The organism is Streptomyces thermocarboxydus (assembly GCF_024760485.1).
Lineage (GTDB): Bacteria > Actinomycetota > Actinomycetes > Streptomycetales > Streptomycetaceae > Streptomyces > Streptomyces cellulosae.
The window spans coordinates 4,836,496-4,854,763 of sequence record NZ_CP058273.1; the positions used below are offsets into that span (position 1 = coordinate 4,836,496).

Here is an 18,268-nt window from a genome sequence, read left to right on the forward strand (position 1 = left end):
GATTTGGCGGGAAACAAGCGAGGTTCCGCTTCTTCCGACGGTATCAGGCATCGCTCGACCAGGGCCCGTCGCGCCCCGCGCGCGGGCCTGTGCCTGATCACACGTGTCCGCCAGGGCGAACACAGATGGATCTTGAGGCTCCGGTTCGAACTTTACGTCAACTTGGCACAGAAGAGGGCCCCGGAAGAGTGATCAGAATCCGGCAACCACGCTCCGATTCCGCCACCCCGATCCGGCCGCCGTGCAGATCCACGGCCCAGCGGGCGATCGCGAGGCCCAGACCGGTGCCGCCGTCGCTGCCGGGGCCGTGCGGCCGGTTGACGCTGCCGCGGTTGAACCGCTCGAAGACCCGGTGCCACTCCGTGCGCGGGATGCCCGGACCCTCGTCCAGCACCTCCAGCTCCAGCGACTCCGGCTCGGAGCCCTGCCGGGCCCGCACGGTCACCCGGCCGTGCGGCGGGCTGTGCTTGACCGCGTTGTCGATCAGGTTGGCGACCACCTGGTGGATCCGCTCGGGATCGGCGTGCGCCACCAGCTCGGGCGGCGAGACGTCCAGGTGCAGATGCACGTCCGTACGGGTGTGGCTGCCGGAGCCCGAGGCCATGCTCGCCCGGGCGGAGGCCACCATGTTGGCCTCCTTCAGCACGCCCGACAGGTACGGCCACACCTCGAAGCGGCGCTTCCTCAGCGGGACCACGCCGTTGTCCAGGCGAGAGAGGTCCAGCAGCGTCTCCACCAGGCGGCCGAGCCGCTCGGTCTGCTTCAGGGCCGTGCGCATCGTCTCGGGATCGGCCTTGGTGACCCCGTCGACGATGTTCTCCAGCACCGCGCGCAGCCCCGCGATGGGGGTGCGCAGCTCGTGCGAGACGTTGGCGACCAGCTCCTTGCGCTGGCTGTCCTGCGCCTCCAGCTCGTCGGCCATGACGTTGATCGTCTGGGCCAGGTCGCCCAGCTCGTCGCGGCGGCTCTCGCGCACCCGGCGGGTGTAGTCGCCGTGCGAGATGGACCGCGCGACGGCGTTCATGTCGTCCAGCGGGGCGGTGAGGGAGTGCGCCACGAACTGGGTGATCAGCAGCGTGGCGATCATCGAGAAGACCGTGATGAAGCGCAGCTCCGTCTTGGTGTGCACCGCGATCACCGAGAGTCCGGTGGTGATCAGGACCGAGACGACGACCAGCGCGCCCAGCTTGGTCTTGATCGAGAACGGGCGCACACCGCCCCAGGGCTGCTTCTTCCGCTGTCCGCGTCCCGCCGGACCCCCGCTCATGGCGTCGGCGTCTCCAGGGCGTAGCCCACGCCGTGCACGGTGCGGATGCGCTCGGCGCCGATCTTCCGGCGCAGCGCCTTGATGTGGCTGTCCACGGTCCGGGTGCCGGAGGCGTCCGCCCAGTCCCACACCTCGGCCAGCAGCTGCTCACGGGAGAGCACCGCGCGCGGGGTGTTGGCCAGGCACACCAGGAGGTCGAACTCGGTGGGCGTCAGATGGACGTCCTCGCTGCGCACGCGCACCCGGCGCTGCGCGTGGTCGATCTCCAGCTCGCCCAGGCGCAGGATGCCGCTGCGCGGGGTGGTGGCCGCGAGGGCCGCGCGCTCCATGCGGCGCAGCAGCACGTGCACGCGCGCCGCCAGCTCCCGCATGGAGAACGGCTTGGTCATGTAGTCGTCGGCGCCGACGCCGAGGCCCACCAGCATGTCGGTCTCGTCGTCGCGCGCGGTGAGCATCAGCACCGGCACCGGCCGCTGGGCCTGCACGCGCCGGCAGACCTCCAGGCCGTCGAAGCCCGGCAGCATGATGTCGAGGATCAGCAGGTCGGGCTGCCAGGCCTCCGCCGTGTCCACCGCGGACGGACCGTCGCCCGCCGTTTGCACCAGGAATCCCTCGGCACGCAGGCGGGTCGCGATGGCGTCCACGATCGTCGCGTCGTCCTCGACCACCAGGACCCTGCGCTGCGCGCCGGGGGTGGTCGTCGCCGTGCCGTTGTGGGAGGTCTGTGTCTGCTCCATCGCCCGCCCCTGAGGTGTGCTTTTTCCGGAATCCGTGGGGTGATCCGTCGTCTGCGCATCACTGCGATTGACGCTTGAATGATCCGCGTCAGGGCAGCAGCGTACGGGGATTCACCACGGCTTTGCTATCCAGGGCGGACGCCGATGTGCACGACGTCCGGAACGCCTCGGGCAACGGGGATCTCTTCGGTACGCACCTGCCGGAACCCGGCATTCCGCAAGGTTCCCTCGAATTCCGGTGAAGGCTTCGCGGACCATACCGCGAGGACCCCGCGCGGCTTCAACACCCTTGCACACGCGGCGAGTCCGTCGGGCGAGTAGAGCCCCTCGTTGCCCTCGTCGACGGTCCAGTCGGGTCCGTTGTCGATGTCGAGACACAGCGCGTCGAATGTGTCGGATGTCTCATTGACGTAAGTAATCAAATCCTGCTCGACGATCTCCGTCCGGGGGTCGGCGAGCGCCGCGCCGGAGAGCTCGGCCAGCGGGCCCGAGCGGTGCCAGCCGATGATCGCAGGCTCCCGCTCCACCACCGAGATCCGCCCCCAGCGCTCCTGCCCGGCCGCGTGCGCCAGGGAGAAGCCCACGCCCAGCCCGCCGATCAGCACCGACGGCTCCGCGGCCCCCGGGTCCAGGGCCGCCAGGGCCGCGTCCACGAGCAGCCGCTCGGAACGTCCGTCGGAGGTGTCCATCAGGAAGCAGCCGTTGGCGATGATCTGCAGCAGACCGCCGTGTCTGCGCAGTACGACCTCGCCGTACGGGCCCTCGCGACGGTCCAGGACTTCAGGAGCTTCGGGAATGCCGTAGGGGGTGGACATGCGTTCATCCTGGCAGGTCCCGCCCGGCGGTGATCCGGGCCCGGACGGCCCGGCCCGGTGATCGCTGAGAGCGAACGCCGCCTTGGGAACATTCGCCAGCTCCCCTGCATTGAGTCGACATAGCTCAACTTGACTGCCGAAGGGGAGATCATGGCTGCTGAGTCCACACCGCTCGCCCTGCCCGTGCTGCCGCTCGACGACGAGGTCGTGCTGCCCGGGATGGTGGTTCCGCTGGACCTGAGCGATTCCGAGGTGCGCGCGGCGGTGGAGGCCGCCCAGGCCGCCGCCCGCGACGAACCGGGCAAGCCCAAGGTGCTCCTCGTGCCGCGCGTCGACGGCACCTACGCCGGGACCGGCGTGCTGGGCACGGTCGAGCAGGTCGGCCGGCTGGCCGACGGCGACCCGGGCGCGCTGATCCGCGGCCGGGGGCGGGTGCGCATCGGCGCCGGCACCACCGGGCCGGGCGCGGCGCTGTGGGTGGAGGGCACCCGCATCGACGAGAGCGTGCCCGAGCCGCTGCCCGGCCACGTGACCGAACTGGTCAAGGAGTACAAGGCGCTCGCCACCGCCTGGCTGCGCAAGCGCGGCGCCTGGCAGGTCGTGGACCGGGTCCAGGCCATCGACGACGTCTCCGCGCTCGCCGACAACTCCGGCTACTCGCCGTTCCTCACCACCGAACAGAAGGTCGCCCTGCTGGAGACCACCGACCCGGTGGCCCGGCTGAAGCTCGCCACCCAGCAGCTGCGCGACCACCTCGCCGAGCAGGACGTCGCCGAGACCATTGCCAAGGACGTCCAGGAGGGCGTCGACAAGCAGCAGCGGGAGTTCCTGCTCCGCCGCCAGCTGGAGGCGGTCCGCAAGGAGCTGCGCGAGCTGAACGGCGAGCAGGACGGTGACGAGTCCGACGACTACCGGGCCCGCGTCGAGGCCGCCGATCTCCCCGAGAAGGTCCGCGAGGCCGCGCTCAAGGAGGTCGACAAGCTGGAGCGCTCCTCCGACCAGTCGCCCGAGGGCTCCTGGATCCGCACCTGGCTCGACACGGTCCTGGAGATGCCGTGGAACGAGCGCACCGAGGACTCCTACGACATCCGCGGCGCCCAGGAGGTCCTGGACGCCGAGCACGCGGGGCTGCAGGACGTGAAGGAGCGCATCACCGAGTACCTGGCCGTGCGCAAGCGGCGCAGCGACCGGGGCCTGGGCGTCGTCGGCGGGCGGCGCGGCGGCGCGGTGCTGGCCCTGGTGGGCCCGCCCGGCGTCGGCAAGACCTCGCTCGGCGAGTCCGTCGCGCACGCCATGGGCCGCAAGTTCGTCCGGGTCGCCCTCGGCGGCGTCCGCGACGAGGCGGAGATCCGCGGCCACCGCCGCACCTACGTCGGCGCGCTGCCCGGCCGGATCGTGCGGGCGATCAAGGAGGCCGGCTCGATGAACCCGGTCGTCCTGCTCGACGAGATCGACAAGGTCGGCTCCGACTTCCGCGGCGACCCCGCGGCGGCCCTGCTGGAGGTCCTCGACCCGGCGCAGAACCACACCTTCCGGGACCACTACCTGGAGGTCGAACTCGACCTGTCCGATGTGGTGTTCCTCGCCACCGCCAACGTCCTGGAGGCCATCCCGGAGGCCCTGCTCGACCGTATGGAGCTGGTCCGCCTCGACGGCTACACCGAGGACGAGAAGATCGTCATCGCCCGCGACCACCTGCTCCCGCGCCAGCTGGAGCGGGCCGGTCTGCAGCCGGACGAGGTGACGATCGAGGAGGGCGCGCTGCGCAAGCTGGCCGGCGAGTACACGCGCGAGGCCGGCGTGCGCAACCTGGAGCGGTCGGTCGCGCGGCTGCTGCGCAAGGTCGCGGCCCAGCACGAACTGGGGGAGCGGGAGCTGCCGTTCACCGTGACCGAGGGCGACCTGCGCGGTCTGATCGGGCGGCCGCACCACGTGCCGGAGTCCGCCCAGGAACCCGCCGAGCGGCGCACCGCGGTGCCCGGCGTCGCCACCGGGCTCGCCGTGACCGGCGCCGGCGGTGACGTCCTCTACGTCGAGGCGTCCCTGGCCGACCCGGAGACGGGCGCGGCGGGGCTGACCCTGACCGGCCAGCTGGGCGACGTGATGAAGGAGTCGGCGCAGATCGCGCTGAGCTTCCTGCGCAGCCACGGCGCCGAGCTGGAACTGCCGGTGGGCGACCTGAAGGACCGGGGCGTGCACATCCACTTCCCGGCGGGCGCGGTCCCCAAGGACGGCCCGAGCGCGGGCATCACGATGACCACGGCCCTGGCCTCGCTGCTCTCCGGACGCCTGGTGCGCACGGACGTGGCGATGACCGGGGAGGTGTCGCTGACCGGGCGGGTGCTGCCCATCGGCGGGGTGAAGCAGAAGCTGCTCGCCGCGCACCGGGCGGGCGTCACCACCGTGATCATCCCCAAGCGCAACGAGCCCGACCTGGACGACGTCCCGGCGGAGGTGCTGGAGAAGCTCGACGTGCACGCCGTCACCGACGTCCGCCAGGTCCTGGAGCTGGCGCTGTCCCCGGCGACGAACGGGGCGGCGCCGGAGGTTCCGGTGGCCGCGTGACGGGGGCCGCCGGATGAGGGGAGGCCCGGGCTCCGTGAGGGAGGCCCGGGCCTTTCCCGTGCCGCCGAGGGCCTTGGGTCAGCTTCCGGTGGCGAAGGACCGCACCCCGTCGACGGTGCCGTTGAAGCGGTCGTGGTCGCCGACCGTCGGGCCGGTCGAGGTGTACTGCCACATCGTGTACGTGGACCAGCCTGCGGGCAGTTCGCCCACGGTGGAGGCGTACCGGGCGATCCACAGCGGGGTGGACGCGAAGCCCGCGTAGTTGCCGGTGCACTGCTTCCACCAGCTGGTCGCGGTGTAGATGACGGCGTCGCGGCCGGTGCGGGCGCGGTAGCGGTCGAGGAAGTCGCGGATCCAGCTCACCATCGAGCTCGCCGACTTGCCGTAGCAGTCGTCGCCGTACGGGTTCCACTCGATGTCCAGGACGCCCGGCAGGGTGCGTCCGTCGGCGGACCAGGCGCCGCCGCGGTCCACGAAGTAGTCCGCCTGGGCGGCGCCGGTCGTGGTGTCGGGGGTGGCGAAGTGGTAGGCGCCGCGGACCATGCCGACGTCGTAGGAGCCGTTGTACTGCTGCGCGTGGTACGGGTTGGTGTAGTACGTGCCCTCCGTCGCCTTGGCGTAGGCCCAGCGCACCCCGCTGCTCCACAGCGTGGGCCAGGCGACGTTGCCCTGGTGGCTGGAGACGTCCACGCCCTCCGTCTGGGTGGCGCGGGAGGTGGGCAGGCCGGCCTGGCCGTCGTGGGCGAGGACGCCCATGCCCATGTGGGCGGAGCCGCGCGGCGGGACGGAGGGGGAGGCGCCGTCGGCGACGGCGGAGGTCTGCGGAAGGGCGAGCAGCGTGAGCAGGACGGCGCCGGCGGTGCCGAGCGCGCGTATGCGGACGAGTCGGGATCTGTGCACAGGCATGACGCATCTCCGAACGGTCATGGGACGAACCCGGAATGTGACCCACATCGCATGTAGTGGGCATGCCACGTAATGGCCTGGTAGAGAAACTGCGGGCGTCGGCCACGGCGGCGGGCGGAATCGCCGCGCGCTGCCGTTGGTCTACGCCTGCGAAATACTTATGGAGCTGGGGCGACGCCGCCACTCGGCGAGAACTTTCAGAACGGGAAACAGGCAGGGGCCAACGTGCACGAAGACGGAAACGGCGGCGAGGAGCGCGCCGGTTCGCCGGAACCCGCGTCCGGGGTGGAACAGCCCGCGTTCCTCGCGCTGGAACGCGAGTTGACGGTCCTGCTGAGGCGCGCCCGGGCCAGCCAGGGGGAGATGGCGCGCGAGGTCCACCCCGACCTCGAGCCGTCCGCGTACGGACTGCTGGTCCGTCTGGAGGAGTGCGGGCGGCAGCGGGCCACCGAACTGGCCTCCTACATCGGCGTCGGCAAGGCGACGATGTCGCGCCAGCTGCGCGCCCTGGAGGAGCTCGGGCTCGTGGGGCGCGAGCCCGACCCCGCCGACGGACGCGCCTGGCTCGTCACCCTCACGGAGGAGGGGCGCCGCCGGGTGAGCCGCGTCCGCGAGGCCCGCCGGGCCCGCTATGCCGGCCGCCTGGCCGACTGGAACCCGACGGAGGTCGACGAACTGGCGCGCCTGCTGCACAGGCTGAACCGGGGCATGGAGAAGTAAGGGGTCCCTGCAGCCCCCCTTCAGGGGCGCGGGGAACTGCGCGCCCAGCCACGGTCGGCCCGCAGCTGCGGCGCGTGGCGCTTTGAGGCGGGCTGCGGCGGAGGCGTCCCTGAGGGGCGCGGGGAACTGCGCGCCCAGCCACGGAGGTCCCGCACCCGGCGTCGGCGGGGTGCCGCTGCGCCCACCCGTGCCGCCCCTAGCGGCACGACTGCCCGCAGCGGCGGCGTCCCTCAGGGGCGCGGGGAACTGCGCGATCGGCCCCCACCGGCCCGCAGCCGGACACGGATCCGCCGTGCGGGTGGCGCCGTCACGCGAACGGCAGCTCCACGTGAACGGCCGTCGCATCGTCATGCGTCTTCCCCCCGAGGGGCCGCCCCCGCTCCAGGGCACGCACCCTCCGGACCAGCCCCGCCGCCCCCTCCTCCCGAATCACCCGCACGCAGTCCCCCCAGTCCCCCTCCGCGAACCGCTCCACCCACCGCGACGCCCCGTCCGTCAGCGCGGTCAACGCCCGCACCCGCTCACGGGGCAGGGAGACGGTCACGGCGCGTGACGACACCGCCGGATCGGCCGCGGCCGTGAAGAACCCGCCCTCCTTGTTCCGCAGCGTCGTGTCCACGACCTCGTGGCTGGACAGGGCCGAACGGGGCAACCGGTCCAGCCGGTCGTCCCGTACCGCCGTGACCGCGCCGTCCGGCGACTCGACCAGCAGGACCGAGTCCGACAGCACCAGACACTCCACCGAGTCGGGTGACCAGCGCGCCAGCACCACCGTTGCCTGCGGCGTTCGGGGGTGAGAAAGGTCACAGGTCGAGGCATGACTCTCGGCCGTACGTGCGATCCCGCGCGACAGCACCCCGGTCAGGGGAACATCCGGGAGGGAAACGGTCAGTTCGGTCAGAGCGCCGCCCAGCCGGGCGGTGAACCAGTGCACCGAATGCAGACACCCGCCCCCGTCCGACGGCGGCGTCACGCCGTCCAGGACCACGAGCGCGCCGCCCTGTCCGGAGGCGGGGAGCGCGACGCTCGCGAAGTCCTCGTTGGGGCGTCCCGGATCACCGGGTTCCGAAACAAGCTCCGTGCGCATCCGGCCAGTCTGCACGAGCTCCCCACAACGACCGCCGGAGTCCGGCAATTGACGCCCCTTCTCCACAGGCGCGCAGGTCACGCGCCTGATTTGGGAGGGAATGAAGGCCTCCGGGAAGACGTGGCGGCGAATATTGCCACCGCCCGCCGCAGACGTCCAACCGGCGTGCCACGCAGCTCCGCTGCGGTGCACAACGGAACTTGCCCCTCAACTCGCCTCCGATGTTCACTCCTTCGAGTGGCGGGTCAGGTGATGCGCATCCACTGTCCACGGGCACTGGGAGGGTCGGGGAGCGTTGGGGGCGCCTCACTGTCCGAGCGCGTCCAGCGGCTCGGGGGCAGCGCCCGCGCCCGTTGACGGAGCGTCACCCGGGCCCACGGGTACACGAGTCAGGAATGCGAGCACCGGTGCAGAAGACGCGGCCTCGTCGCAAGGACAAGCAGACGGCCCTCACGGGGGACGCGCAGCAGACGCCCACCGTCGGCAAGGGCCGCCCCACCCACGTGCGCAACCGTCTTGTCGTCGCCGTCGCCGTGGTGGCCGCGGCGATTGCCGGGGCCGGGGCGCCCTCCGTGCTGGCGGCGTCCCAGCAGCTGCACGACTCCCAGGAACTGGTGACGCTCGCCGAGCGGACCCAGGACGCGCTCACCCTGGCCCACTCCCTGGCCGACGAGCGTGACGAGGTCGTCCCCTACATCGCGGCCGGGCGCCCCGAGGACAAGGCGCCCTCCGAGGAGCAGAGCGCCCGGGTCGACCGCCAGGTCGAGGAGCTGCGCGCCGACGAGGACACCTCGCAGGCGCTGCGCGACGAGCTCGACGCCGTCGCCGCCGTGCGCCGCGCCGCCCTCACCGGCAAGTCGGGCCCGCTGGAGGCCCACCAGGCGTACTCCGACGCCATCACCCAGCTGCACAAGGTCGCCGCGCGGCTGGCCGACGCCACCCCGCCCCGCGCCGGCTCCGGCGCCCACGCGCTCACCGAGCTGGACACCGCCGTCCAGCAGGCCGCCGCCACCCGCGGACTGCTGCTCGCCGCGCTGAACGTGCCGAGCTCGACCGAGACCGTGATCGACCCGGTCACCGGCCTGCCCGTCAGCTCCGACGGCGCATCCGAGGAGGACGAGGAGCGGCGCGACGAACTGTCCGCCGCCGCGCTCCTGGCCCGCGTCCGCTCCGACGCGGCCCTCGCCGACTTCCGCGACGCCGCCCCGAAGGCCGCGCGCGCCTCGTACGACTCCACGGTCACCGGGCCCGAGGTCGACAGCGCCGACAAGTACCTCGAGAAGCTCACCGACAAGCCGACGCTCTCCGACGGCGAGGTCAAGACCAGCCCCAAGAAGCTCGCGGCGGCGCTCAGCGCGCGGATCGAGATGATGCGCGGCGTCGAGGCATCCCTGTTCGAGCAGCGCACCACGGAACTCGCCGGACTCCGCGACGAGGACGTCACCGAGCTGGAGATCCGCATCGCGATCCTCGGCGCGCTGCTGCTGCTCTCGGTCGGCGTCGCCACCGCGATGGCCCGCACCCTCACCCGGCCGCTTTCGGTGCTGCGCCGCGGCTCCGCCCGGCTCGCCGAGGCGGAGGACCCGGCGGCCGAGGAGCCCGTCACCTTCACCGGCCGCAACGACGAGTTCGCCCAGGTCGTCCGCTCCGTCAACGCCCTGCACGCGCACGCCGCCGGGCTCGGCCGGCGGATCGCCACGCTGGAGGCCGACCGCAAGCACCTCGTCGGACAGCGGCAGAAGATGGCCGACGCCCGCGAGGAGCTGCGCGCCGAACTCGCCGAGGCCACCGCCCGCATGGAGCGGATGCGGCACAGCATCGGCGGCACCTTCGTGAACCTCGCGCTGCGCACCCTCGGCCTGGTCGAACGCCAGCTCGGCGTCATCGAGGGGCTGGAGGAGCGGGAGGACGACCCGGACCGCCTGGCCACGCTGTTCAAGCTCGACCACTTCGCCACGGTGATGCGCCGGCACAGCGAGAACCTGCTGGTCCTCGCCGGCACCGAGCACGGCCGGCACACGGCGGGTCCGGTCCCGCTGGTCGACGTCGTGCGGGCCGCGGTGAGCGAGATCGAGCGGTACGAGCGGGTGCGGATCGCGGCACTGCCGCCGCACGCGCACATCGCCGGGTTCGCCGCCGACGACCTGTCCCACCTGCTCGCCGAACTCATGGAGAACGCCACCGCGTTCTCCCCGCCGGACACGCCCGTCGAGGTTTCCGCCTGGCTGATGGAGAACGGCGAGGTGATGCTCTCCGTCCAGGACGAGGGCATCGGCATGGCCGAGGACCGCCTCGACCGGCTCAACACGCGGCTCTCCGAGTTCGACCCGGAGGCGGGGTACGACGCGGAAGCCGAGTCCGGCGACGGTCTCGGCCTCGGCCTGTACGTCGTCGCCCGGCTCGCCCACCGGCACGGGGTGCGGGTGCAGCTGCGCAAGCAGAAGCAGGGCGGGATCGCCGCGGTGGTCGTCCTGCCGGACCCGCTGCTGGCGCCGGCCACCCCCACGGCCGTCCCCGCGTCCGTCCCGGGCGCCGCCCACACGGTGTCCCTGCCGGGCGCCGACGCGGAGGCCAACTCCAACGTCCTGCGCGGCCGCGGCAAGTCCGGCGACCTCCTGGTCGACCTGGCGGAACGCTCCATCCAGGCCCGGGAGGCAGCGGAGGCGTCCGCGTCGGAGACGCCTTCGCCCGGGACGCCTGAGGCGCCGGACGCGCAGGGTGCGGGGGACACCGCGGAGGCCACGGACACCCCGTCCACCGTGGACGCCCCGACGGCACCGGAGTCCGCCCGGACCTCCGACGAGACGGACACCGCCGAGCCGGCCGCCCCGCCCGTCGCCGAAGCGCCCGCAGGCGCCGGTGACGTCGACGCGCCCCGGTCGCACGACGTCCCCCCGGCCCGTTCGAGCGAGCCGGACGCCGGGCCCACCGCCCCCGCGGAGCGCCCCGCCGAGACCACCATGGAGCTGTTCATCCCGGCGCAGCCGGAGGAGGGTGTGCGCCCGGGTGCCGGGCACGCGCCCGAGCCCCCGCACCCGCGTCGGACACCGCACCGGCACCCGCGGGCCTCGCGCCCGCGTCGGACACCACGCCGGCCGCCGAGGCCCACGCGCCCGACACCCCCGTCCCCGGCACCCCCGCCGGCGACACCGAAGGCGGCCCCGAGCACGCCCGGGTCGCCGACGGCCCCGACGGCCCCGACGGCGAGGAGCCCGTCACCGCCAAGGGACTGCCGAAGCGCACGCCGAAGATCACCGCGCCGGTCGCTCCCCCGCGGCCGCGGTCCGGTTCGGTGGACGCCGAGGCCCTGCGCAAGCGGCTCGGCGGCTTCCACCGGGGCGCGGACGCCGGGCGGCGGGACGTCGAGGCGGAGCTGGCTGCCGAGCGGTCCCGCGGGGACGTCACAACCGAAGAAGCCACGGGGGGCACTGTCGAGGAGGCAAGCAGTTGACCGCGCCCAGTACCTTCGGACTGAGCCATGAGGCCCGCAACCTGCACTGGCTGCTGACGAACCTCGTCGAGGAGGTGCCCGGCATCCTGTCCGTCGCCGTGGTCTCCTCCGACGGCCTGCTGCTCCTCTCCTCCGACGAGGCGCTCGCCCGCGCCCGCAGCGGCCCGAGCCCGGAGCAGAGGGGCCCGCGCGGCTCCTCCGCCGACCTGGCCACCGTCGTCTCCGGCATCGGCAGCCTCACCGTCGGCGCCTCGAAGCTGATGGACTACGGCCCCGTCAAGCACACGATGGTCGCCATGGACGAGGGCAGCCTCTTCGTGATGTCCATCAGCGACGGCTCGCTGCTCGGCGTGCACGGCTCGGCGGACTGCGACATGAGCGTCGTCGCGTACCACATGGCCCTGTTCGTCGGCCGGGCCGGCCACGTCCTGACCCCCGAACTCCGCAGCGAACTGCGCAGAAGCCTGGAGAGCGCAGGGAGCGCGGAGCACGAGTCCGCCGGGAGCCCCCGATGACCAGCGCCCCGAAGCACCACCTCCCCGTCCGCGGCGGGGACCGCAAACCCGCCCGCGTGCGCCCCTATTCGCTCACCGGGGGCCGCACCCGCTTCGGCCACGTGCTGCTGGTCGAGACGTTCGTCGGCGCCACGGCCGGCACCGCCGCGATCGAGGCCGCCGACGAGCGCAAGGAACTCACCTCCGGCGGTCTCGCCCGGGTCATGCCGGAGGTGCGCGCCATCGTCGAACTGTGCCGCCGTATGCGGACGGTGGCCGAGATCGCCGCGCTGCTGCAGATGCCGCTCGGCGTGGTCCGCGTGCTGCTGAGCGACCTCGCGGACCAGGGAAAGATCCGTGTCTACGGGACGGGTACCGGCCACGGCACGGGCCGCCCGGACCGCGCGCTGCTGGAAAGGGTGCTGAGTGGACTCCGCCGTCTCTGACGCCGCACCCGGCGTCACTCCGCTCGTCCAGGGGGACGAGCCCCTGCTGCCCTGGCAGACGGACCCCACCCGGGCCCCGATCGCCACGAAGATAGTCGTGGCCGGCGGCTTCGGCGTCGGCAAGACCACCCTCGTCGGCTCCGTCTCCGAGATCACGCCTCTGCAGACCGAGGCGCTGATGACCGAGGCGAGCGAGGAAACCGACGACCTCACCGCCACGCCGGGCAAGTCGACCACCACCGTCGCCATGGACTTCGGGCGCATCACGCTCGACGACGACCTGGTGCTGTACCTGTTCGGCACGCCCGGCCAGCAGCGGTTCTGGTTCATGTGGGACGACCTGGTGCGCGGCGCGATCGGCGCCGTGGTGCTGGCCGACACCCGCAGGCTGAAGGACTGCTGGCCCGCGCTGGACTACTTCGAGAGCTGCGGAATGCCGTACATCGTGGCCGTGAACCACTTCGACGGCACCGAGCGCTACGAGCCGGAGGACGTGCGCGAGGCCCTCACGATCCCCGCGCACATACCTGTCATGATCATGGATGCGCGCCGCCGGATCTCGGTCATCGAGACCCTCTTGTCCCTCGTGGGCCACGCGCTCGACGAAACCCCCGAGTAGCCCCTTAGGAGCGTCCCCCGAATGCGGAAGATACTCGTCGTGGGGGCCGGCCAGTCCGGTCTCCAGCTCGCCCTGGGACTCCAGTCGCAGGGGTACGAGGTCACCCTCATGTCCAACCGGACCGCGGACGAGATCCGCACCGGCCGGGTCATGTCCACGCAGTGCATGTTCCACACCGCCCTGCAGCACGAGCGTGACCTGCAGCTGAACTTCTGGGAGTCCCAGGCCCCGAAGATCCAGGGCCTCGGCGTCTCGGTCGCCGCCCCCGGCTCCTTCGACCCGGGCCCCTCGCAGCGGGCGATCGACTGGCTGGGCCGCCTGGACGGGTTCGCGCAGTCGGTGGACCAGCGCGTCAAGATGGCCGGCTGGATGGACACCTTCGCCCAGCGCGGCGGACAGCTCGTCATCCACGGCGCGGCCGTCGGCGACCTCGACTACCTGTCCCGCGCCTACGACCTGGTGCTCATCGCCGCGGGCAAGGGCGAGCTCGTGCAGATGTTCGCCCGCGACCCCGAGCGCTCCCCGTACTCCACCCCGCAGCGCGCCCTCGCCGTCGCCTACGTGCACGGCATGGGCCCGCGCCCGGAGCACCCGGACACCGAGGCGGTCCGCTGCAACCTGGTGCCCGGCGTCGGCGAGATGTTCATCATGCCGACGTACACCACGTCCGGCCGCGCCGACATCCTGTTCTGGGAGGGCATCCCCGGCGGTCCGCTCGACGCGTTCGCGGACGTCAAGGACCCGGCCGAGCACCTCTCCCTCACGCTGGAACTGATGGAGAAGTTCCTGCCCTGGGAGTACGCGCGCGCCACCAAGGTCGAACTCACCGACGCCGGCGGCACCCTGGCCGGCCGCTACGCCCCGACCGTCCGCAACCCCATCGGCCGGCTGCCCTCCGGCGGCCTGGTGCTGGGCGTCGCCGACGTCGTCGTCGCCAACGACCCGATCACCGGCCAGGGCTCCAACTCCGCGTCCAAGTGCGCCGCCGCCTACCTCGCCTCGATCGTCGAGCACGGCGACAAGCCGTTCGACGAGGACTGGATGCGGCAGACCTTCGACCGCTACTGGGACACCGCCCAGCACGTCACCAAGTGGACGAACGCCATGCTGGCCCCGCCGCCGGAGCACGTCCTGAACCTGATCGGCGCCGCCGGCCAGATGCAGCCCGTCGCCGACCGCTTCGTCAACGGCTTCAACGACCCGGCCGACTTCGAGAACTTCTTCTACGAGCCGGAGAAGACGAACGCCTACCTGGCCGAGGTCGCCGCCGCGGCCGGCGCGTAACCGGCGCCGTACCCCTCGTCGGACCCGTCCGTCGCCCCCTCGGGGAGCTCCGGCGGCACATAGTGCTCCAGGGGCTCCCCGCCGGGGTCGGGCCGCACCGCGCCCAGCACCGGGTTGGCCGCGACCGGCGACACCTTGACCCGCGCGCCGGGCCGCGGCGCCTGCACCACCATCCCGTCGCCCAGGTACAGGGCGACGTGCGTGGCGTCGTGGAAGTACACGACGAGGTCGCCCGGCCGCAGGTCCGTCAGGTCGATCCGCTCCAGCCGCGCCCACTGCTCCTGGCTGGTCCGCGGCACCTCCGCGCCCGCCGCGCGCCACGCCTTTGAGGTCAGCCCCGAGCAGTCGTACGTCTCCGGCCCCTCCGCGCCCCACTCGTACGGCTTGCCGAGCTGCTCCACCGCGTACCGCACCGCCCGCCCACCGGCCGCGGACGGGGCGTTGGCGCCGCTCAGCGCGCCGGACGCCACCAGCTCCCGCTGCGCCTCGTCGACCCGGCCGCGCTCCAGTTCGGCCAGCTCGGCGAGCTGCTCCGCGGTGAGCGACGCGAGCAACTCCTCGACGTCCCGCAGCCGTTCCACCACCTGGTCGCGTTCCTTCTCGCGCCGCTCGGTGAGCGCGAGCCGCGCGTCCAGCGCCGTACGCGCCCGCCGCGCCAGCTCGTCCGCCTCCTTGGCGTCCCCGGCCAGCCGGCCCACCGTGTACGCCCGCTCCCGCGCGAGCTGCCCGATCACATGCCCCTGCTCCAGCGCCCGCTGCGGATCGCGCGCCAGCAGCAGACGGACGTAGGGGGACAGGCCGCTCAGCGACTGGTACTGCTGCCGGGCCAGCCGTCCGGCGGCGCCCTTGCTGTCGTGCAGGGAGAGCCGGGTGCGGGCCAGCGCCTTCTCCAGCCGCTCCGTCTCGGCGCGCTGCTTCTTCAGCGCCTCCTCGGTGGCGTTGTAGCGCTCGGTGGCCTTCTCGGCCTCCCGGTACAGGGACTGAAGGTCCGTCAGCAGCTCGGGGACGGAGCGAGGGCCGGACGCGGCGGCACCGCCGCCCGGCTCCGGGACGGCCGCCGCGGGCAGGGGCGCCAGCACGGTCCCGGCCGCCAGCGCCGCCGTACACACCAGACGCAGAAGCATTCCTGACATGCCATCACCTCCGACGCGGGGCGGCTCGTCCGCTCCGCACCGCGAGCATCAGGGGGGTGTGCGCGGTCCGCTCGCCGAGTGTGCGCGGTTCGGCGCAACGGGGTCACCCGTCGGCGTCGTCCGGCTTGCCCTGCGGCGTGGCGCCCGGACGCGGCGCGGGCCTCGACCACGGCCACCGCCGGTCGCTCCCGGCCCGGCCCGTGGGGTCGTAGAGGTACTTCCAGCGGGCGGTCAGGCCGGTGAGCCTGCCGCTGCCGCGCGGCATCCTCCGGTACACCAGCACGGCGGGCGGCCCGCCGTCCGGGGCCGGGACCGGGATGCGGTACGTCTTGGGCGGGTGCCCGGTGATGCCGAGCAGCACGGGCAGGACGCGCCCGTCCATGGGGCCGCCCTCGAAGGGGGTGTCTTCGCTCTTCACCCCACCAGTCTCGGCCATCTCGGCCGGGGCCCCGGCTCAGGTCACAGGTCCGCGGCCAGCGCCTGCACCAGGGTGTCGGTCTGCGCGTCCCGCCGCGCGGTCACCGTCAGCACCGCCACGAACTGCTCCACCAGCCAGTCCCGCAGCTCCTCGAGCGGCGGCTGTTTGTCCTCGTCGAGCCAGATCAGGGAGGCGGCCTCCACGGCCGTGATCCACATCCGGATGGTCATCCACAGCCGCGGCCCGGGCTCCGCCACGCCGAGATGGCGCAGGATGTGCTCGGCCGCGGCCCGCCGCACCCCGTCCACGATCGCGGTCGTACGGGAGGTCTCCACCACGCTGCCGCCTTGGAGCAAGGCGCTGAAGCCGGCGTCGTGGCGGCCGACGAAGTCGAGATAGCGCTCCACGGCCCGGGTCAGCCGGGAGAGCAGCGGGCCCTCCTCAGGTTCGTCGAAGCAGTCGCGCAACTCGTCCGCGGCGGACATCAGGGCCGCCTCGTAGAGCTGCTGCTTGCCGCCCGGGAAGTACCGGTAGACCAGGGGCCGCGACACACCGGCCGCCTCCGCCACGTCGTCCAGCGACACCTCCTCCGGCGCCCGGTGGGCGAAGAGGGACAGCGCGGCCTCCAGCAGCTGGCTGCGGCGCTCCTCGACGCTGAGACGCCGGTAGGCGGGGGTGGGGGCCTGCGAGGTCATGCCCGCAGCGTAACCGGCCGTGGCCGGCGCACGCGGGGCGCGGTCGCCCGCCCCGGCCGGATCCGGACCCCGGGCCCCGCCCGGCGCAGCGCCAGGTCAGGCCAGCAGACCCGAGGAGCGCCAGAGCCGGCGGCCCACGCCCCGCAGCACGCCGATGTCGTCGAGGAAGTCCGTGAGCTTCTTCGCGCCCTGCTGCATCACCTCGCGCCGGTGCGCGCTCGCCCGCACCTGGGCGACGGCCTCGCGCCGGTCCAGGCCGACGTTCGTGTAGACCTCCGGGTTCACGAACGCCACCGAGAACACCCGCGCGAACTCGCCCGACGACACCCGGGTGAACTCCTGCGACCAGCGCGGCGCGGTCATCATCTGCCGCCGCAGCTCCTCACGCGCGTACCGCACGTGCCGCGACTCCTCGATCACGTGGATGCGCGTGACGCCCCGGATCAGCGGCTGCACCCGCTCGTCGGGGAAGGTCAGCCGCTGCATCCAGTCCAGCACCTCCTCGCCGAGGAGGGTCGCGGTGAACGAGCCGGGGGTGGTCGAGATCGTCTTGAACAGGCGCCCCAGGTTGTGGTGGACGCGGCTCACCGGGTACCAGGGGGTGCCGCTGTGCGCGATCACCCGGGCGAACATCTTGGAGTGCCGGCACTCGTCCTCGATCTCGGTGAGGGCGTACCGCACATGCGCACTGGTCGCGGACTTGTCGTAGATGTGGCGGACCAGCAGCTGCATCAGGATCAGCTCGAACCAGATGCCGAGGGAGGCGAGCGCGGCGGCCTCGTGCCGGGAGAGCAGCAGCCGCTGCTCCTCGCTCATCCGCCGCCACAGCGGGGTGCCGTACAGCGACACCAGCTCCGGCGGCCAGAACCACTTGCCATCCTCGAACGGCGCCTCCCAGTCGAGCTCCGTGTCCGGGTCGAAGGAGTGCTTCGCGGAGGACTCCAGCAGCCGCAGGGCCACCGACTCCCGGTTCCTGAGCTGCCCGAGGGCGTCCCGCAGGCCGTCGAGCGCGTCGGTCTCCGACAGGGTCATGACGGTTCCACCTCGGGGCGTCTCGGGTTACCGACAGGTCACCTTTATGAGACTGCCTGTCAGCAAGCCCGTCAATCCCTTACGCACGACTTGTCGCCGACCGGTCCGCGCCGTCCTGCGTCTCCCCGGGCGGGAAGGAGGTGCGCAGCGTGAAGGCGTACGGGGTGGGGCCGTGGGCGCGCAGATGCAGCAGCCGGTCCTCGGCCTCCGCGACGGCCGGGCGGTGCCCCGCGGGCACCCACCACAGCGCGGTCATGGCCTCCTCGACCCGCTCGAACCACTCACGCCTGCGGCCGAGCATCTCCCGGTGCCGCCCCTGGTACATGAACGCCGTCAGCGCGTCCGTGTCCCGCCACACCGACATGTTGACGATCAGCCACGGGTCGTCGAACACGGGGATGGCCGTGGCGTCGCCCTCGTCGCTCTGCAGCCGCCACACGAACCCGTCGGCGGCGTCCGCGTCCGCGTTGACCGGGTCGAGGCTGTCGACGAAGTCCTTCAGCAGGGGAGTGTCCAGCGGCGCCCTGAGCCGGGCGATGTTCACCTGGGCGAGTTCGTATGCGGTCATGGACCGAACGTTAGGTCGGCGGTCGTGCGGC

Annotated in this window: 17 protein-coding genes; 7 read left to right on the plus strand and 10 right to left on the minus strand. The window is 72.7% G+C overall.

Features of this window, described 5'->3' with window-relative positions:
- Window positions 1–157: 157 nt before the first annotated feature.
- From AY578_RS22445 to AY578_RS22455, 3 genes are all read right to left on the minus strand, one after another.
- A complete protein-coding gene (locus tag AY578_RS22445; RefSeq protein ID WP_258904868.1) occupies window positions 158–1,267 on the minus strand; it encodes a sensor histidine kinase in 1,110 nt (369 codons plus the stop codon).
- Window positions 1,264–2,004 (minus strand): response regulator transcription factor, encoded by a 741-nt coding sequence (locus AY578_RS22450; protein ID WP_028959305.1) that lies wholly within the window; start codon window positions 2,002–2,004, stop codon window positions 1,264–1,266. The genes AY578_RS22445 and AY578_RS22450 overlap by 4 nt, the downstream gene beginning before the upstream one ends.
- Window positions 2,005–2,129: 125 nt before the next feature.
- Window positions 2,130–2,819 (minus strand): spermidine synthase family protein, encoded by a 690-nt coding sequence (locus tag AY578_RS22455; RefSeq protein ID WP_258904879.1) that lies wholly within the window; start codon window positions 2,817–2,819, stop codon window positions 2,130–2,132.
- A gap of 150 nt (window positions 2,820–2,969) precedes the next feature.
- Between AY578_RS22455 and lon the strand changes: the two genes are divergently transcribed.
- Window positions 2,970–5,384, plus strand: a complete 2,415-nt coding sequence (gene lon / locus AY578_RS22460; RefSeq protein WP_189901136.1) for an endopeptidase La — start codon at window positions 2,970–2,972, stop codon at window positions 5,382–5,384.
- 78 nt (window positions 5,385–5,462) lie between these two features.
- Here the strand turns inward: lon and AY578_RS22465 are convergent, their stop codons facing one another.
- Window positions 5,463–6,290 carry a lysozyme gene (locus AY578_RS22465; RefSeq protein WP_019522937.1) on the minus strand — a complete coding sequence of 276 codons (828 nt, stop codon included), beginning with the start codon at window positions 6,288–6,290 and terminating at the stop codon, window positions 5,463–5,465.
- Window positions 6,291–6,515: 225 nt separating this feature from the next.
- Between AY578_RS22465 and AY578_RS22470 the strand changes: the two genes are divergently transcribed.
- Window positions 6,516–7,010 (plus strand): MarR family winged helix-turn-helix transcriptional regulator, encoded by a 495-nt coding sequence (locus tag AY578_RS22470; protein WP_019522938.1) that lies wholly within the window; start codon window positions 6,516–6,518, stop codon window positions 7,008–7,010.
- Between the two features lie 307 nt (window positions 7,011–7,317).
- Here AY578_RS22470 and AY578_RS22475 read toward each other — a convergent pair whose 3' ends face one another.
- Entirely contained in the window at window positions 7,318–8,097 is a 780-nt protein-coding gene (locus AY578_RS22475) for a protein phosphatase 2C domain-containing protein (RefSeq protein ID WP_258904902.1), read from the minus strand.
- Between the two features lie 407 nt (window positions 8,098–8,504).
- On the opposite strand from AY578_RS22475, the gene AY578_RS22480 reads away from it, so the two are divergent.
- From AY578_RS22480 to AY578_RS22500, 5 genes are read left to right on the plus strand one after another with little or no spacing between them, the layout of a single operon-like run.
- Complete coding sequence (locus tag AY578_RS22480; protein ID WP_258904907.1) at window positions 8,505–11,579, plus strand: sensor histidine kinase; 3,075 nt, start codon at window positions 8,505–8,507, stop codon at window positions 11,577–11,579.
- Complete coding sequence (locus AY578_RS22485) at window positions 11,545–12,063, plus strand: roadblock/LC7 domain-containing protein (protein ID WP_028959300.1); 519 nt, start codon at window positions 11,545–11,547, stop codon at window positions 12,061–12,063. Before AY578_RS22480 ends, AY578_RS22485 begins: the two co-directional genes overlap by 35 nt.
- Window positions 12,060–12,488, plus strand: coding sequence for a DUF742 domain-containing protein (locus tag AY578_RS22490; RefSeq protein WP_019522942.1), 429 nt, complete (start codon window positions 12,060–12,062; stop codon window positions 12,486–12,488). The genes AY578_RS22485 and AY578_RS22490 overlap by 4 nt, the downstream gene beginning before the upstream one ends.
- Window positions 12,469–13,107 (plus strand): GTP-binding protein, encoded by a 639-nt coding sequence (locus AY578_RS22495; protein WP_258904914.1) that lies wholly within the window; start codon window positions 12,469–12,471, stop codon window positions 13,105–13,107. Before AY578_RS22490 ends, AY578_RS22495 begins: the two co-directional genes overlap by 20 nt.
- A gap of 21 nt (window positions 13,108–13,128) precedes the next feature.
- A complete protein-coding gene (locus tag AY578_RS22500) occupies window positions 13,129–14,391 on the plus strand; it encodes a styrene monooxygenase/indole monooxygenase family protein (RefSeq protein WP_258904916.1) in 1,263 nt (420 codons plus the stop codon).
- Here AY578_RS22500 and AY578_RS22505 read toward each other — a convergent pair.
- The 5 genes from AY578_RS22505 to AY578_RS22525 form a co-directional block, all read right to left on the minus strand.
- Window positions 14,355–15,524, minus strand: coding sequence for a C40 family peptidase (locus tag AY578_RS22505; RefSeq protein WP_258904924.1), 1,170 nt, complete (start codon window positions 15,522–15,524; stop codon window positions 14,355–14,357). The genes AY578_RS22500 and AY578_RS22505 overlap by 37 nt on opposite strands.
- Window positions 15,525–15,627: 103 nt before the next feature.
- Window positions 15,628–15,942, minus strand: a complete 315-nt coding sequence (locus tag AY578_RS22510) for a DUF8847 domain-containing protein (protein WP_258904926.1) — start codon at window positions 15,940–15,942, stop codon at window positions 15,628–15,630.
- Window positions 15,943–15,983: 41 nt separating this feature from the next.
- Complete coding sequence (locus AY578_RS22515) at window positions 15,984–16,637, minus strand: TetR/AcrR family transcriptional regulator (protein WP_258904928.1); 654 nt, start codon at window positions 16,635–16,637, stop codon at window positions 15,984–15,986.
- A gap of 96 nt (window positions 16,638–16,733) precedes the next feature.
- Window positions 16,734–17,669, minus strand: a complete 936-nt coding sequence (locus AY578_RS22520) for an AurF N-oxygenase family protein (protein WP_210634791.1) — start codon at window positions 17,667–17,669, stop codon at window positions 16,734–16,736.
- Between the two features lie 79 nt (window positions 17,670–17,748).
- Window positions 17,749–18,237, minus strand: coding sequence for a DUF3291 domain-containing protein (locus tag AY578_RS22525; protein WP_258904936.1), 489 nt, complete (start codon window positions 18,235–18,237; stop codon window positions 17,749–17,751).
- Between the last annotated feature and the right edge of the window lie 31 nt (window positions 18,238–18,268).

Coding starts and splice junctions, on each gene's coding strand:
- AY578_RS22505 (WP_258904924.1), bottom strand. CDS start 15,524: ATGTCAGGAATGCTTCTGCGTCTGGTGTGTACGGCGGCGCTGGCGGCC.
- AY578_RS22490 (WP_019522942.1), top strand. CDS start 12,060: ATGACCAGCGCCCCGAAGCACCACCTCCCCGTCCGCGGCGGGGACCGC.
- lon (WP_189901136.1), top strand. CDS start 2,970: ATGGCTGCTGAGTCCACACCGCTCGCCCTGCCCGTGCTGCCGCTCGAC.
- AY578_RS22455 (WP_258904879.1), bottom strand. CDS start 2,819: ATGTCCACCCCCTACGGCATTCCCGAAGCTCCTGAAGTCCTGGACCGT.
- AY578_RS22500 (WP_258904916.1), top strand. CDS start 13,129: ATGCGGAAGATACTCGTCGTGGGGGCCGGCCAGTCCGGTCTCCAGCTC.
- AY578_RS22445 (WP_258904868.1), bottom strand. CDS start 1,267: ATGAGCGGGGGTCCGGCGGGACGCGGACAGCGGAAGAAGCAGCCCTGG.
- AY578_RS22525 (WP_258904936.1), bottom strand. CDS start 18,237: ATGACCGCATACGAACTCGCCCAGGTGAACATCGCCCGGCTCAGGGCG.
- AY578_RS22515 (WP_258904928.1), bottom strand. CDS start 16,637: ATGACCTCGCAGGCCCCCACCCCCGCCTACCGGCGTCTCAGCGTCGAG.
- AY578_RS22465 (WP_019522937.1), bottom strand. CDS start 6,290: ATGCCTGTGCACAGATCCCGACTCGTCCGCATACGCGCGCTCGGCACC.
- AY578_RS22475 (WP_258904902.1), bottom strand. CDS start 8,097: ATGCGCACGGAGCTTGTTTCGGAACCCGGTGATCCGGGACGCCCCAAC.
- AY578_RS22450 (WP_028959305.1), bottom strand. CDS start 2,004: ATGGAGCAGACACAGACCTCCCACAACGGCACGGCGACGACCACCCCC.
- AY578_RS22520 (WP_210634791.1), bottom strand. CDS start 17,669: ATGACCCTGTCGGAGACCGACGCGCTCGACGGCCTGCGGGACGCCCTC.